The 17,439-nt window shown below is 39.1% G+C and carries 7 protein-coding genes and 1 riboswitch; of the genes, 4 read left to right on the top strand and 3 right to left on the bottom strand.

Annotation, left to right across the window (positions count from 1 at the left end):
- Positions 1-960: 960 nt before the first annotated feature.
- Entirely contained in the window at positions 961-2,469 is a 1,509-nt protein-coding gene (locus tag IGI46_RS05050) for a helix-turn-helix domain-containing protein (protein ID WP_429962336.1), read from the bottom strand.
- A gap of 157 nt (positions 2,470-2,626) precedes the next feature.
- Here IGI46_RS05050 and IGI46_RS05055 point away from each other — a divergent pair, with 157 nt between their 5' ends.
- A complete protein-coding gene (locus IGI46_RS05055) occupies positions 2,627-3,226 on the top strand; it encodes a TMEM175 family protein (protein WP_429962337.1) in 600 nt (199 codons plus the stop codon).
- 25 nt (positions 3,227-3,251) lie between these two features.
- Here the strand turns inward: IGI46_RS05055 and IGI46_RS05060 are convergent, their stop codons facing one another.
- The gene (locus IGI46_RS05060) at positions 3,252-3,995 is read right to left on the bottom strand and encodes an amino acid ABC transporter ATP-binding protein (protein ID WP_207704857.1); all 744 of its coding nucleotides are present in this window, start codon (positions 3,993-3,995) and stop codon (positions 3,252-3,254) included.
- Positions 3,996-4,012: 17 nt separating this feature from the next.
- Positions 4,013-5,611 carry an ABC transporter permease subunit gene (locus IGI46_RS05065; protein ID WP_429973029.1) on the bottom strand — a complete coding sequence of 533 codons (1,599 nt, stop codon included), beginning with the start codon at positions 5,609-5,611 and terminating at the stop codon, positions 4,013-4,015.
- Between the two features lie 120 nt (positions 5,612-5,731).
- A riboswitch (Lysine riboswitch) is annotated at positions 5,732-5,908 on the bottom strand.
- Positions 5,909-6,746: 838 nt separating this feature from the next.
- On the opposite strand from IGI46_RS05065, the gene IGI46_RS05070 reads away from it, so the two are divergent.
- From IGI46_RS05070 to IGI46_RS05080, 3 genes are read left to right on the top strand one after another with little or no spacing between them, the layout of a single operon-like run.
- Positions 6,747-7,361 (top strand): class B sortase, encoded by a 615-nt coding sequence (locus IGI46_RS05070; RefSeq protein WP_429973030.1) that lies wholly within the window; start codon positions 6,747-6,749, stop codon positions 7,359-7,361.
- A complete protein-coding gene (locus IGI46_RS05075; protein WP_429962340.1) occupies positions 7,324-7,971 on the top strand; it encodes a hypothetical protein in 648 nt (215 codons plus the stop codon). Before IGI46_RS05070 ends, IGI46_RS05075 begins: the two co-directional genes overlap by 38 nt.
- 22 nt (positions 7,972-7,993) lie before the next feature.
- Complete coding sequence (locus IGI46_RS05080; protein WP_429973031.1) at positions 7,994-17,431, top strand: DUF6531 domain-containing protein; 9,438 nt, start codon at positions 7,994-7,996, stop codon at positions 17,429-17,431.
- The last annotated feature ends 8 nt before the right edge of the window (positions 17,432-17,439 follow it).

Consider the following 17,439-nt stretch of genomic DNA (forward strand, 5'->3'; position numbering starts at 1 on the left):
AGGAGTTAAAAATGAAAAAGTGTTAGGGTTGTTTGTTGGTATACTTATATAATACAAGCAAGATGTGAAAGAACTATGAATGAAGTGTTGGAAAACTTTAAAAATGTTTCTATGACATAGTTGCTGTTTTTCTTTAACTGAAAGATGTTATCAATTTTTCTGCATATATTGAAATCAAATTAATAAAAATACAAAAAAGCCTGTCAGTGGGTGGCTGACAGGCAAGGAGTTAAAAATGAAAAAGTGTTAGGGTTGTTTGTTGGTATATTTATATAATACAAGCAAGATGTGAAAGAATTGTGAATGAAGTATGGGAAAACCATAAAACTTGCAAAAAAATCGTGCTATGCAATTTTCACGATATAATTGTGCTCTTGGCTTGCAAACAGACACTTAATGATCCCTTGTATTTCTAGATTATTTCCTGTGAGAGTAAGATAGCTAAAAAAAGAGCCTGTCGGTGGGTGGCCGACAGGCAAGGAGTTAAAAATGAAAAAGTGTTAGGGTTGTTTGTTGGTATACATATACAATACAAGAAAAATGTGAAAGAATTGTGAACGAAGTATTGGAAAATCATAAAACTTGAAAAGAGTTTAACTATATAGGTTCTGAAAAACTCATTTTTCCTCAGAATGATAAGAAATAGAGTCAATATCAAAAAAACGCTCTAATAAACTTCATCATATATCTTTAAGTTTCTGGAAAATTGACTTTTCTTCCGAATTTTAACAAGCCCAGCCAATGGATTAATCTGACCTAATAATCTGCAAAAAACAGAATCGACAACAAGAAAGCCTGCCGGTGGGTGGCCGGCAGGCAAGGAGTTAAAAAATGAAAAAGTGTTAGGGTTGTTTGTTGGTATGTCTATATAATACAAGCTAAATGTGACAGAATCATGATCAAAGAATAGGAAATCGATGAATTTTGTTCGTTGAATTTTTCTTTTTCTTTAACGATTTCTTATGACTTCGCATTTGCCCGGTTTTTCTGACCATAAATTTCTCGCAGCTTCGTGTATAGAGGGATGAGATCTTTTTCTTTGTAATTATGATCGAGAACATAAATCGGCAGCTTCGTTTTTTCGCTTCTTAACAGCATGGAAGAGCTGATGATTAAATCATAGTCCTCCTTCAAGGAAGCATCATAAGGTTCTGCCTGAACAAAGCGCAGGTCCTCCAAGAAGTGGTACAGTTCCTGAACAAACATGGCATTATGCTCCATAGCAATTCCAAGCCTTAAATTCTGAGCATAAGGAAATTGATTGAAGCTGGGCATCAGTAAGTGTTTGAAGGATTTTCCTAGCAGTACACCCACGGGACGTATGAACTGATAGTCAGGATTTTCACCGACTATTTGCATGAAATTCATAATGTTTTGTTCTATTACATGTTCACCATAAGACTGATTTTGACTCGGCTTAAACACCATACTCATGATATTTGGAAAGGGTTGCCGGAAGATATAGTAGGCAAAAGTTATATTTAACAGATTGCCGATAATCAATGGATCATCCAAAATCTCTGGCTTGTCTGGAAATAGAGCCTTTTTGCCAAAACGGCGAAATTCAGTTACAAAAGCATTCACCGGGTTTGGCCGAGTATCAAAATCATGGATCGTTTGCTTCAGACTGCTGTCATCACGAACAGTATAAAAAGGAGCATAATGAGCCAGAAAATAAATGAAACTGGTCTCACCCTTTAATTGTCTAGTGGTTAATGGCACGTCAATAATTTTTCCTAGTGAAGTAAAATCGTAGTAAGGATTGTCCTTCATCAAGAAATTGTAGCGTGAATCGTATTTAGTGAAATGTTGTTTGTTTAGACGCAGTAGGGAAATTCCCGCGAATAAACGTAATTCCCGCACGCCGAAATAGGTACGAGACAGCGGAAAATAGGATTGAAAGGTTTCAACAGATTGATCTACTAATTGTTGATTGACTTCCAGAGGATAATCTAACCCTCGAGTTCCTAACCATAAAATATCAAACAGCGCAATTCGAATCAGTCGTTCATCTCCAGACATTCCTGCTTCGGTGTATGTAAAACGTAAGTTAAAGGTTTTTAAATAGCGTTTTAACCGATTGATCTTACGGGAAATAGTGGAGCGGCTGACAAAATATTCATCGCAAAAAGCTTTAATTGTAGGTATCTCTTCATTTAAAAAATATAAGATGAATTGGAATGGCACAGACTGTTTCAATAAATGATAACGGTACTCATCAACAGTAGCTGAGAGATTATCTAAATTAATCTTCCCGGCCCGCATCATAATACTTTCGTGCTCTGGATGGATATCTTTTAATTCTTGATCAATTTCATTTAATTCAATTACTGTTTGCTGGTAGTTCAAATCCATTACATCAGATAATTGGTTGACTGGAAAAATTTGCATACTGGATTGATTCAAATAGTGGAAAATTTTAAAACGTAGAAGGAGCGATGAATCAAGCATCAGTTCTTCATAAAGCATCTTATTTTCCTCCTTTACAGGCTTAATAGCCGAGACTTGTCTACATTGTACTTTATTTGTTAAAAACTGTCAGTTTATAGGTACGAAACCGCTATAAAAGTTTAAATTTATGCAGGAAATGTTTTTTTCGTGTATGCTGTGCATGAAGGTGATAAACATGACAAAATCAAGACTCGAAGCATTCACTGATGGAGTGGTCGCAATTGTTTTGACCGTCCTGGTCTTAGATATTCAGATTCCAGATCCGCCGACATTTGCATCTCTTTATAGTATATTTAACACACTATTAGCCTACGTAGTTAGTTTTATCTTTGTAGCGGTGATTTGGGTGAATCATCATCGCGTTATGCAGATGGCAGAGAAAATAAATTATGGAGTGATTTGGGCCAATATTTTCTGGCTGTTTTGGCTGACGCTGTGTCCAGCAGTTACCAGCTGGGTAGGTCGTAATCCCAATCAATTTTGGCCTGAGCTGGCTTATGTAGTGGTTTATGGGATGTGGAGTTTTTCATTCGGCATATTTTCAAAAAAAGTGATTCAAGCCAATGATCCCAATAGTCATGTAGTGAAGGTTTTAAGCCGCGATAAACGTAGCCGCTTGTCAATGATTATTAATTTAATTTTATTGGCTGGCGTGTTTATTTATCCGGCAGTCGGCATGCTGGGACGCTTTTTGGTATCTGGCTTGTGGGTCGTTTCATATCGCAAGGCGGATGAGTATTATCATAAGATACTTCCTGCAAAAAAAGGAGCCTGATCGAATGATCAAGCTCCTTTTAACTTTATGGTTCTGGATGAAGTACCCGACGCAGGAATTCTTTGGTACGGGCTTCCTTTGGTCGAACGAAGATGTCCTCTGGTGAGCCTTCTTCAGCAATCAAGCCTTGATCCATAAAGATGACCCGGTCAGAAACTTCTTTGGCAAAGGCCATTTCGTGAGTTACCACGACCATGGTTAAGCCAGATTCTGCCAAGTTTTTCATGATGCTTAACACATCACCAACCATCTCTGGATCTAGGGCAGAGGTTGGTTCATCAAACAACATTACTTCAGGATTCATTGACAATGCACGAGCGATGGCCACCCGTTGTTTTTGACCACCGGATAATTGAGCTGGTTTAGCATCAATGAAACGAGCCATTCCAACTTTTTCCAGGTTTTCAGTCGCTACCTTGCGAGCTTCCTCCTCGTTGCGTTTCAGCACCGTTAATTGGCCGCTCATACAGTTTTGTAAAACATTCATGTTGTTAAACAGGTTAAAGGATTGGAAAACCATGCCTAAATGAGTACGATATTTTGGCAGGTTATAGCCATCCGCTAAGACGTTTTCACCTTTATAAAGGATTTTCCCGCCAGTCGGTGCTTCTAGTAAATTAATGCAACGCAGGAATGTTGATTTACCAGAACCGGATGCCCCGATAATGGTCACAACTTCGCCTTTATTCACGGTCATATTAATATCTTTTAAGACGAGGTTATCGCCAAAGCTTTTTTTCAAGTGTTCGATTTGAATAATGCTGTCCATAAGAATACCTCCTAAAATTATTTGTCTGCTTCAATTGCAACGTCGGTTTCTTCTAAACGTGCGTAAGCATCTGGGCCATCCATTTTCTTCTCGACAAGGCGCAATAGACGAGTGGCTGAGAAGGTTAAGACAAAATAAATTACACAGATAATGAAGTAGGTTTGGAAGAACAGATAGTTGGTTCCAGCCGCGGATTTCCCTTGGAAGAACAACTCAGAAACAGAAATAATACTTAAAACAGAAGTATCCTTGATATTGATTACCAATTCATTACCAGTTGCCGGTAAAATGTTGCGCAATACTTGTGGCAATACCACTTTACTCATGGTTTGTCCATGAGTCATCCCAATCGCGTGAGCTGCTTCAAACTGGCCTTTATCAACCGAGTAGATACCACCACGGACAATTTCAGACATATACGCTCCGGTGTTAATTGAAACGATAAACAAAGCAGCGGCGGTTCGGTTCAAGTCGATTCCGAAAGCCATCGCAATTCCATAGTAGATAACGGCTGATTGAACGATCATTGGTGTACCGCGGAAAATTTCGATATATGCATTCAGCAGCCAGCCAACCACCTTTTGCATACCGCGTTTGGCGCTATTTTTTGATTCAGGTATAGTCCGAAAGACCCCGATTAACAAGCCGATTCCAGTACCAACAGTCGTACCAACAATTGCTAACAACAGAGTCATACCTGTTCCTCGTAAGAACATCATGCCATTTTGTTTCAAGATACGGACAAATACATTTTCTTGCTTGCCGCTTTCTGTAGTAGATTCTTCGCTAGCCGGCTGATTTTTAATCGCCTGATCCATAATATCCGTACGTTCATCAGCAGAAATAGTGCTTAAAACCTGATTTACTTCGGATAATAAAGGATCACCTTTACGCATACCTACAGATACCTGCACGTCCTCTGGGTTAGTCTGGAATCCTTGACCCTCTGGAAACTCTACCATGTTCAAATCTGGATTTACTGATTCAACGGTGACCCCTTCAGGACGTTCACCGACATACCCATCAATCGTACCTGATTCTAGGGCAACTCGCATAGCAGGGAAATTATCCATGGCCTGCTGTTTGTTTACATTGGGAATTTGATCAATAACGCCATAATGGAACGTACTTAGCTGGGCAGTAATTTTTGCTCCAGAGAAGTCTTTTAAGGAAGTAGCTTTTGCATATTTGGAATCCTTGCGAGTAATAATAACTAGCTGTGATTCATAATAATCATCAGAGAAGTCAATTTCCTTACGTCGTTCCTCCGTCGGTGACATCCCTGCAATAACGGCATCAATTTTGCCTGATTGTAAGGCTGGCAACAGGCCATCCCATTCAGTCTTAACGATGACCAGCTTACGATTCATTTTATCAGCGATTCTCTTTGCAATCTCGACGTCGTAACCACCCGCATAGGATTTATCTCCTTGGATTTGGACCGCGCCGTTGCGATCATCCTTTTGCGTCCAGTTAAATGGAGCATAGCCGGCTTCCATGCCGACCCGCAGTTCTCCTTCTGGTGTTTTATCATCTGCCTGTGACACCAGCGGCAGACCTAGAAATGATACAAACAAAGCGATAAATGCGATAACTGAAAAAAATCTTTTGTTCATGTTTTTCTCCCCTTTACTATGATAAACGAGACAGGTGCCTGTTCTTGCGAAGTAAATCCAACAAAAAGAAAAAAGCCGCCAGAAAACAAAGGCCGCTTGCAACTATAAGATGTTCCTCTCACAAAACATAGCGCAACTTAGCATCACTGCTAAGACAGTCCGCAAGTTATTCGCTTGCGTCCCAACATACAGAACAAAAAGAGAATTCTGTACATTTCGGCGAAACTTCCTAGACCTGCTTCTTCATGTCTCTTGCACTCCACAGGATTAATAAGCTTCGCGACCTCTACCTCATTGATTGAGGCATCTCGTATTTAGTTATTGTAGGTTACAGTCTAAAGGCTAGCTGAATAAATGTCAATGGGAAGGAAATAGAAAACGAAGGTTATTTAAACCTGTTTGAAAATCAGGTATGTTTTCTGGAAAATTGTTTGTTCAAAAAGTAGATTTTCAAGAAATTAAGCAATACAAAAGTACTTTTGATACTTCTGACTTGTACGAGTTTTCCAAAAGATTGAATAAGTGCAGGCAAGTTATATGTGATTTATTTATATACTATTTTTGTACAGCAAAAACTTCTAATCTTTATTTTTAGTGTTGAATAATTTCATCTGAACCTCGTAGTTGAGAGGGAGAAGAATCTCATTATACTACCGATTATGAACCAAAAAGAGTCTTTTATGATGAAAAACCTCTTCTTATTCCCAAATATTTTATACTTTTATTAATATGCCCTTTTTATTAATATTTTACTTTTTTTAATGAAGAGTGGCAGGTCTACTGATTTCACAAAAAATGAGGCTGTGTTTGAGTAGATATTTCAGCGTTTATGACGCAAATAACTTGCGGGTGTGAGAAAAAGCAAAAGAAATCAATGAGTTATATTTTTGTACAGATTGTTTCGTGCATAGTGAGTAAATTGAAAGAGGTGGGAGATGAAGTTTGTTGGTAGTTACTATATTTTTTCGTTTTGAAAATAAGCTGCATTATTTTAATGGTTACTGGTGAAATGACGAAAAGTGAAGAGCTATTTGTTGGTCTCTTCGCAAATGAACTTTGAAGGAGAGGTGATTAATTGAAGCGATTCCTTACTTTTATTTTAATACTAGGCATTCTATGTTTCTGTTGGGTTAAGGTGACTCACTTAAATGAGTTGTCAATGGAGGCAGCTTCTGAAAAAACGCTTAGTTCTCTCAGCAACGACAAAGAAGTCTATGCATACTTGCATGTTGAGGATACGAATATTGATTATCCTGTTGCACAGCATCCAACTGATGACAGCTACTATCTTAGCCATGATGTCGATCATAACGAATCGATCTATGGCGCAATTTTTACAGAACGAGTAAATGCAAAGGATTTCAATGATTTGGCAACTATTATTTATGGTCATGCCACACAGGATGGGACTATGTTTGGCACACTATCATACTTTGCGGATCCTGAATTTTTTAACAAAAATAAGCGAGTTACCGTCCAAACACAGCAGGAAAAGATCTCTTATGAGGTTTTTGCGGCATACAGTTTTACCGATGAACACATTTATCATACGTTTCATCTAGAAAATAAGAATGCCGTAAATGCTTATTTTGGGCAAATCAAAGAGCTTTCTGTAGAGCTAGGTGGGAATTATCGTGAATTAAAGAGAAAAACTACTGACAGGTTATTAATTTTATCTACTTGTGATGCGGAAGATGGGGGGAGAAGATTTGTTGTTCACGCGATTGAAAGAGAAAGAAGACCAGTTTAAAAATCAATTAAAGATAGCGCCAAAAAGACTCTATTTTTTTATGTATGTTTTAGGTTTGATGTTTTATGGAATGGGCAATTACTTATTTTTAAATGAGCTGTTGGTTTCTATGTTTGATGCTAACAGGAACGCCAATCTATTTTATGTTTTAGGTGTTTTAACGATAAGTGTAGGCTTAGGCCTGTTGCTGATTTTGTTTTACCAGTTCTATAAACGCGTTTCTTCCAAGGACAAGGCACGCGTAGCAATTAGAAATTACGTACTGGTGGTTCTAATTTCTGGAGTTGCCCTTGGATTAATTGGAGAGGGGATTTATCGGTCCACAGCCATGAGCTATGAATGGGTGAAGAGCTTCATTTGGGTTGTGACCACTTATATACAAGGAATTTTACGGTTTGCTTTTATCTATTATTGTCTCACTCTCCTGTTAGAGAAACCCTTTAGTTGGAAAAATCCATTATTAAAAAAAATGTTACTGGGTGTATTTCTACTATTAAGTATATCTATAGGGATTAGTCTGGCCTTCCCAATGATGGGTTCGTTAGCGATGTTTATTGCTGACTTAGTTATTGCAATAGGAGTTGTTTATAAGGAATTGATCCGATCTTAAAAATTTTGTTAGGGGTAAAGGTATGAAGAAAATAGTAGGAAATTTTGTTAAGCATGTCATGTTGGTAAGCTTGTTAATGGGGAGTATGCCCATTGCATATGCGGAGGATATTAAAGAGGCCGTTGATCAAAGCAAGGCAGAAAATTATTACAAGGATACGATTGAGAGTGTTCAGGAATCTGTTATTCCTGATGCAGGAAATTCAGTTGAGGTTCCTTCTACTAAAGAGGTAAAGGAAACAGGTCAGTCTTCTAGTGAGCAGTCGGAAGAGGAAGTTAAAACCCAACCGGAAGAGTCAACGGAAAATAAAGCTGAAGAACCAAAAGACTATGAGGTTCGCTTACCAGAAGTAGAAGAGAAAAAGAACAGTATCGAAGAAGAAGCTTTAAGAGAAAAATATGGCGAACCGATTTTAGTAGATGGACAAGAACAAATTTATAAAGTGGATGAAACACATTTCATCACTTATATCAGTGGAGATGTAAAAACGTACAAAGATGACGAGGGAACGGAAATACCTGTTGATTTAAGTCTGATAACCGACAATAAAGGTAATGAAACAGTCTTTAAACCGAACGGTAGTCCAGTAGATGTTGTGCTGCCTAGTAAAGTAGATAAAAATCAAGGGATTCAAGTTTCTAAAGGAAAAGATACATTAGAGTTAATTCCTAAAGATGTGACCTATGAAAATGCCACAGTAAAAGAAAATGCTCTTTTGTACAACAATGTCGATGAAGCAGATGATGTCCAGTATACAATTACTGATAATGGTGTCAAAGAAGAAATTATTTTGGAGGAATGGCGAGAGAAGCATCAGTTTACTTACTATTTTTCTTCTGATAAATACTCAGCAACTGTAGAAAACAATCAGGTTATTATTACTAGAAAAGGGAAAAAGGAAGTTCTGTTTGTATTGTCTGCACCTGTAATGATCGATAATGCTGGGGAAACGAGTGATGAGATTCAGTTAAGCTTAAAAGAACAAAAAGATAAGTATGAACTGACAATTGACGCAAGTGAAGAATGGCTTAAGGATACGAATCGAGCATATCCTGTTCGAATCGATCCTACAGTAACGGTTCCGACTGAAAACCTGATTGATACGGTAACCAGTTCTGTTCATGGAACCTATCAGGGACGTGGCTATGGGTATGTTGGATATATCACACAAGCAATGACCGGTATATGGAATGCTAAGGACGTAGGTCGTACCAGGATCTATACCAAAGTAAACTATGATTTTTCGAAGATTCCGAAAGAAGCAAAAATCGATAATGCTAGTTATAATTTGTACCAATATATCCAGTATCCTCAAACCAATGCAACGTTTTCCAGCTACAAGCTTACTCAGGATTTTGATATTAACGCATTGACTTGGGATAATTCTGTAGGTTTATCGCAAGAACCCACAGGTGAAAATGCGATTAGTTCGGCAAAGCATGGAATGCACAGTTTTGATATTCGAGATGCGGTAAACAGCTGGGTTCAAGGAACAAGTCCAAACTATGGAATCGTTGTTCAAGCAACTAATGAAAATGATTATGGTGGAGCCTTCTATACAACTTATTCAACTGGTGGCCCAGGACAGGTAGACTTCACTCCGGACAAACGACCAAGTATGACGATTAATTGGTCGATTCCTGATCCGGTTGATGCAAATTATCCACTTAAGGATACTTCTGTTGCTCTTCGTTCCATGATGCTGACAGACAAAAGCGGGAAGCTGCAATTTCAAGGGGTGTTTTCAGATGGGTTAACTACTCCTGGAGCGATTGTCGATTACGAATTGAGTGACGCAGGAAAGAGCTATAGCGGACAGTCTTATGCAAGTTATTCCTACAAGTATCCTAATTCGAGTTTGTTTGATTCATATTTTCCAAAGGGAACAACCAAATATAGAGACAAATTATCCAATTGGCAAACTGGAATCCCTTTTACTAGTCCTGATTTTAATAAAGTTTATACGATAGACGCTGAGAGTAAAAAGGATGGAAATAGCAGTGGAAAGAAGAATAGCGAAAAATTCGTTGTCTATAAGGTTACTCAATATGATACTCTGCCTAAAATAGCAGCTTATTATGGCGTTCCGTTGGCACAAATTGTTTATGATAATCGTGTGCAGGATATGCTCCTTTTGAGTAATAATACACTCTTTATTCGTAATCCGAAAAAGAATGCGGATAAACCTTATAATCCACCAAAGCTTTCTGATGGAACAAAAGAGGATATTGATAGTTTACTAATGGGGCGAGGTCTTCACTGTGAGTTTGGCTTCGAACCAATTAACCTAAACACTGGGAACTTTTATTTAGATCGTACCGATGTATCGATTCCGAGTTTTACTAGCGACTTCGAGATAACCCGTTCATACAATTCTAAAGGGGCAGATTATAATAGTCTCTTTGGTCGAGGTTGGTCGTTTGCTTACAACGAGCAGGTAACCAGTGATGAAAAAGGCAATCTTTATTATACGCGGACCGATGGCAGTATCTTAAAGTTTAAAAAAGAGGGCAACAAGTATGTGGCGCCTGAAGGTTACGACTTAACTCTGTCAGTGAAAGATAAAGAAACAAAAGAAGCCGATTTTGGCAATGGAAAAGAAAAATACACTGTCAAAGAATACCATATTACAGATAGTGAAAATCAAGAAAAAATCTTTAATTATTTTGGTCTTCTGGCGAGTCAGAAAGATGAAAAAGGGAACGTTACTAAGCTTGATTATAATAAGAATGCACAATTAACAGCAATCACTGATCCTACAGGAGCTCTTTACAATGTTTCTATGAACGAAGAAGGGTATATCGGAAGTATTACTGTGCCTAATGGGTCCAAATTAACTTATGAATATGATGACAATGGACATTTGACCAGTTTTACTGATTCAACGGGTGTAAAAACTCGTTATGAGTACAACAAAGAAGGCCTGATGACTGCTTGGTATGATGGAAATGGTACTAAGATTATTGAAAACACGTATGACAAAGAAGGTCGTGTCGTAAAACAAGTAGATGGCACAGGTGCAGTTTCTACTCTTGAGTATAGTAATGGGCAAACACTTACAACGGATGGGAATGGAAATAGTACCACCTATCATTATGATAAGCAATACAGGACAACGGGAATCGATTATCTTGATGGAACAAGTGTCTCTAACACCTATGATGCAGCTAACCGGCTGACGAGTGAGACAAATGAAGCAGGTCAGACCACTAGCTATACCTACGATGACAATGGAAATATCCTAACTGAAACACGATTTGATGGTGCTGTAAAGCAAGCAACCTATGATGCAAAAAATCATATTACCAGTGAAGTTGACTTCGACGGAAAGAAAACCATCTATACGTACGATGGCTCTGGTAATTTAAAGGCTATTCAAATCAATGATCGTCCGAGTACAGCTTTTGAAGTAGATAAACAAGGACGTGTGACTAGCACGACCGATTCTGAAGGGAATACAACATCTTATGGTTATTCTGGGGCATTTTTAAATAAAATAGTGAATCCTCTCAAAGGGACAACGACCATTGACTATAATTCCCATGGTCTTCCAGTCAGTATGACCAATCCGTTGGGCGGAGTCACGACAATGACCTATGACAACGAGGGACGGAAAACCAGTGAAACTACACCAGATGGACAGAAGACCTCGTATACCTTTGACGGCGCTGGTCAAGTGATTGCTCAAACTGACGGAAATGGCTTTACTTCGAGCTATACCTATAATGCAGTTGGAAGCCCCTTGACCAAGACAAATGGCGAAGGCGGCAGCTATTCGTATGTCTATGACGGTGTCGGCAATAGAATCCAAATGACCGATGCTGAAGGGAATAGCACCACTTATGTCTATGATCAGCGGAATCGTTTATTAAGTGAAACAGATGCTGCTAGTCAAACGTTGACCTATCAAAGAGATGCACTAGGACGACTGCTAAGCGATACTAATGAAGCTGGAAATAACAGCACATATACCTATGATGAAGTAGCTAATCAAATCGCAACTATCACGGATCCATTAAATCAGGTAACCAGCAATGCCTATGATGCCTCCGGTAATATCATTAAAACGGAACATCCTGATGGAACCCAAGTGATCATGGAATATGATGATCTAGGTCAAGTGATTAAGAGTACTGATGAGGCCGGAGTAGTCTCTACTTATGAGTATGATGCTAATGGTAATAAGCTAAGTGAAACAGTAGACGGGCGAACTACCAGCTATACCTATGACTCATTGGGAAATGTAACTCAAGTGACTCATCCCAACCAAGAAATAAATACGTACACCTATGATGCAATGGGAAATATTTTATCTTTCACTGATGCTCGAGGGAAGAAGACTTCTTATACGTATACAAAAGGCGGCGCATTGGAAACAATTACTGACGCACTTGGGAACAAATCATCGATTTCTTATGATGGTAACGGCAACCAGGCGAGTGTTACCGATGCAGCAGGTTACACAACCAGCACTGCGTATAACGGTCACAATCTCCCAGCAATTGTAACGGATGGATTAGGAAATAAAACAACCTATTCCTATAATCAGATAGAACAAATAACCAGTTCCACAGATGCTCTCGGCAACCAAAAGACTTATTCCTATAACGAACTCGGTTATCCAACAGCTATCACAGATGAGAATGGGAATGTTCACAAGCTATCCTACACCCCAACCGCTCAAACAGAAAAGATCGAGAAACCAGATGGGACAACCTTAACTAACAGCTACGATGCTCTGGACCGATTGGTGAAAGAAACACATTCGAACGGTTTAGTCACTGAGTACGACTATGATGCAAGTGATCGAGTGGTTCATGTGAAGGACAATCAGGGGTTAGATGAGACATATACCTACAATAATCACGGCAAACGTCTCACAGAAACTAATAGTCTAGGTGAAACCACTACGTATGCTTATGACACTCAAGGTAACTTACTCAAGGTAGAATATGTCGATAAAACAAGTGAAGCCTTCACCTATGATGACATGGGGAATATGTTAACCTCGACAGATGTTGAAGGAAAACTAACGACGTACAGCTACGATAAAAATGGCAATCTCAAAGAAGCAACAGATGACAAAGGACGGATAACCTCTTACACTTATGATGATATTAATCAAATTGTGACAGAAACGAATCCAGCCGGAGGAGTCATTACCTATACGTATGATGTACTGGGAAATGTATCGAGCATAACCGATGAAAAGGGTGAAAAAACCAGTTATGGATACGACGCCAATCAAAACTTAATCCTTTATACAGATGCAAAAGAAAATACAACAGCATTAAAATACGATCCATTGAATCATCTAATGGAGAAAGTCAGTCCAACAGGAGCCGTACAAAGTTATTCGTATGACAATCTGGGCAATCCACTGACAGAAACAAGTGGAGAAGGAAATACGACCAGCTATACCTATGACGAAATGAACCGCTTGGCAAGTGTTACAAAACCAACGGGTGGTGTAAGTCAATATACCTATGACCAAACGGGCAGTCTTCTGTCGGAAACTGATGAGAATGGGCACCAAACAACCTATGAAAACGACCTTTATGGACAAGCGATGAGTCGTACTTTGCCAACTGGTGCCAAATATAGCTATGCCTATGACAAGCTTGGGCGCTTAAGTCAACAGACAGCACCTAAAGGATTGTCTCAAAGCTATAGCTATGATGTGTCTGGCAATTTGATTCAGCAAGAAGATCAATCAAAACGTACCACCAAGTACACCTATGATGAAGCTGGACGACTGCTTACCACCACTGATCCTGCTGATTTAACCACTACTTTCGATTATGATGATGTTGGGAATTTAGTTGAAGCAGTAAGCCCTAGCGGTATAAAAACAAATTATAGCTATGATGTGTTAGACCGCTTGGAAACAGTGACTCAGCCAACCGGTCGTCAAACAGCTTACGAGTATGATCCTGTGGGACAATTAACCACAAGAACAATTAATGGCAAACGCAAAGAAACCTACAAATACGATCCAAATGGGAATCTTACAGAAACCGTTAATCCATTAGGACAGGTAACCACTAACAGTTATGACGAAGAAAACCGTTTAATCGCTGAGACAGATACAGCCGGACGAATCACAACGTACAATTATGATAAAGACAATCGACTAACAAAGGTAACCTCCAGTGAAGGAGCCTTCAACGAATTTGCTTACGATGGGAACAATAATTTAACCAATGTTACTTCCGGTGGACAGCGGGTAAACAGCTATAGCTATGATAAGGCTGACCAATTAATCGAAGCAATTACTGGATCAGGAGATAAAGCCTCTAAAACCAGCTATGCCTACGATTCAGTCGGAAATGTAACTGAAATCACCAACGGAAATGGCAAAGTGACAAAGTACAAATATGACGAGTTGTCCAATGCAGTCGAAAAAGTGAACAGCTTAGGAGACACGACGAAATATACCTACGACGTAGACAATCGTCTGGACAGTGTTCAGCAAGCCAACGGGAAAACGATCAAGTACGATTACAATAAGTTAGATCAACTTCTGCAGGTGAACTATTCAGAAAAATCGGATGGTACGGTCATGTATACCTATGATGCAGAAGGTCGTCGGGTATCCATGAATGATTTAACCGGTCAGACGAATTACGAATACAATGAGGAAGATGAAATCACTGGTGTTCGTCAAGGCGATGGTAGTCTAATTAAGTACGACTACGATGACTATGGAAATATCAAGAAGCTGACCTATGCGGACGGATCAGAGGTCAAATACAACTATGATGAATTAGATCGACTAACAAAGGTAACCGATAGTGACAATAAAACGACCACCTATGAATACGACGAAGCAGGAAACATGACGAAGATCAAACGTAAGGATGGAACGGTCTCAACGCTGAGTTATCGCTTGGATAATCGAGTGGAGAAAATCGACCATCAAGATAAGAAGGGAAAAACAATTGCCTCTTATCAATACGCTTACGATGCAGATAACTATGTTTCTGAAGAAACGATTACTCAAGATGGCAAGACTATCGTTCAAACCTATGAGTATGACAGTCTTGGTCAAGTTGCTCAAATGACGGTCTCTGATAAGAAGAAAAAGAATGAGTTAGCTAGCTACGCATATTCTTATGATCTAGCTGGAAACAAACTAACCAGTACGGAAACCATTGATGGGAAAGAACAAACGACTAATTTTACGTATGATGACAATAATCGATTGATCAGTATGGAAAATCCTGAACAAACCATCCGTTATGAGTACGACAAGAATGGTAATCGGATTAAACAAAGCGGTACCGACGAAGTATTAGATTATATCTATGATACGGAAAATCGTTTGCTTGCGGTAAAAGACAATCAAGGCCTCCTGATGGCAGCTCTGTATGATGGCGATGACAATCGCGTATTTACTGCTAGCCGAACAGAAGATGAAACAGCTTATCAGCTCTTTAAGCGAAAAGAAAAGGATGCAAAGAATTCTTCTTCAGATAAATCGTCGTCTTCGTCTAACAAGATACCAAACACTGGTGGCAGAAAATCACCGAAAACAAGTCCGAATGGGGAAGAAAATTCACTCTTCTGGTACGGATTTAGCGAGAATGTTATTCAAGGAATTTCAAGTCTACCGGAAACAGTCGGTAATCTTTGGATGGATGTCTTTGACACTGTCTCGCATGCCTATCATCAAAAAATTGCGAAGGATCGAGCGAATGAGGAAGGAATTGTTGTTAATCCGCCAAGCTTAGGCAACCTGCCAGGTGAAGGCGAAGTGACCTACTCTTCTGAGGTACAGGAAGTATTGATTCCTTATACCACTCGAGAGGACAGCTATAACTATTACGAAGTACGAAACTACGTAAATGATGTTAACCAAGAAAATACGCAAGTACTTCAAACGTATGATGATGAACTAAAGGCTCGCGAAACCTATACCTATGGGAACGAACGGCTCAGCTACATGAATGAACAAACGAAGGAAGAGTATCAATATCTGACGGATGCTAGAGGCAGTGTGACAGGCATGACACAGGATGGAGAGCTTAACAGCACGAATAGCTATTCAGTATTCGGAATGTCAGAAGAAGTAGATGATACTGGAAATCCGTACGGTTATACAGGTGAAGCACAAGACATAACAGGGTATAATTATCTAAGGGCACGCTACTACGATAGTCAAACTGGAACCTTCCTTACTCAAGATAGTTACGAAGGCGAAGAAGACAATCCACTTAGTCAAAATGGGTATACCTATGTTGAGAATAATCCGATTAATTATACGGATCCGACTGGGCATAAGAAGAATATTTTCCAACGTGCATGGTCTAGTGTGAAGAAAAAGGCTAGCAGCGCATGGAATAGTACTAAGAAATTCGTAAGTAATGCATGGAACAGTACCAAAAAATTTGTAAGTAACGCATGGAACAGTGCTAAAAAGTTTGTTGGTAATGTTTTTAACGGTGCTAAAAATGTTGTCAGCAAAGCTTTGACTGGGGTACAAAATTTCCTTTCACCAGCGGTAGCCAGAAACTATGCAGCGGGATATAGTTCTTCTTTCGGAGGCTACTATCCAACTGCAGCTGGAGCACCAATTAGTTACGGTCATAATAGTTATGCGCAGCAAGTAGCGTTTCAAACTTCTCAGCGTCAACAATATGTTAGCAGTGCCTATGCTAAGGCTACTGGAAATAAGGGTATTCCAAAGACTAAGGAAGGGCAGAACCTGCTTAAAAACTGGGGAGATTCTTTAAATAATACATTGACCAATTTCTGTACTAAGGCTAAAAAGGCTGGAAAAAATATTATTGAAACAGGAGCTTCATTTGGTGCTGGATATATCAAGCAGACGCTACACAATAATAATATAGTACTTCCTATAAATTCAAGACTAGCAATGTGGTTAGATCAAGATTGGATTAAGGAAAATCCAGCATACAATAATGGTGTATTCTTTGGGAAACTAGCTGGTTTAGCTCAAGCAATGACAGAGTATGTTGCAGCAGGATTAACGTTTGCAGCAGGTACTGTTGGAAGCGGAGCATTCGATTTGTTTGTGGAAGTTGGTAGTGGTGGAACGGCAACCCCAGCGATGCCAAGTATGATTGCAGCAGAAATGGCATTAGTAACAGCCGCCACTGCAGCAATTGGAGCACACGCGAACATGGTGATGCAGAATAGTCTGAATGGGAATAATTATAGTTCTGGATCAGGCATAAAAAATGTTTATAATGGAATAAAAGATGCACCAAAATATCCTAAAGGGTTTAAAGGAAGACAAAATGGAACTAAAACAAACAAGGTAAATAACAAGAAAGCACTTGAAGAAATGAGGAAAATTGAATCTGGAGAATGGAAAAAGGTTTATAAAGACGGATATGATAGTAACGGAAAAGAAATTTCTATACACTATTTCCAAAGTAAATCCGGAAAAGTATTTGATGTAAAGGTTGTAGATGGCTGGAGTAATCCAAGATAATAGGAGGA

Origin of the sequence: Enterococcus sp. AZ163 (assembly GCF_050498925.1) — a bacterium.
In the GTDB taxonomy this organism is placed as follows: Bacteria; Bacillota; Bacilli; order Lactobacillales; family Enterococcaceae; genus Enterococcus_A; species Enterococcus_A ferrettii.

Coding starts and splice junctions, on each gene's coding strand:
- IGI46_RS05055 (WP_429962337.1), top strand. CDS start 2,627: ATGACAAAATCAAGACTCGAAGCATTCACTGATGGAGTGGTCGCAATT.
- IGI46_RS05065 (WP_429973029.1), bottom strand. CDS start 5,611: ATGAACAAAAGATTTTTTTCAGTTATCGCATTTATCGCTTTGTTTGTA.
- IGI46_RS05050 (WP_429962336.1), bottom strand. CDS start 2,469: ATGCTTTATGAAGAACTGATGCTTGATTCATCGCTCCTTCTACGTTTT.
- IGI46_RS05080 (WP_429973031.1), top strand. CDS start 7,994: ATGAAGAAAATAGTAGGAAATTTTGTTAAGCATGTCATGTTGGTAAGC.
- IGI46_RS05060 (WP_207704857.1), bottom strand. CDS start 3,995: ATGGACAGCATTATTCAAATCGAACACTTGAAAAAAAGCTTTGGCGAT.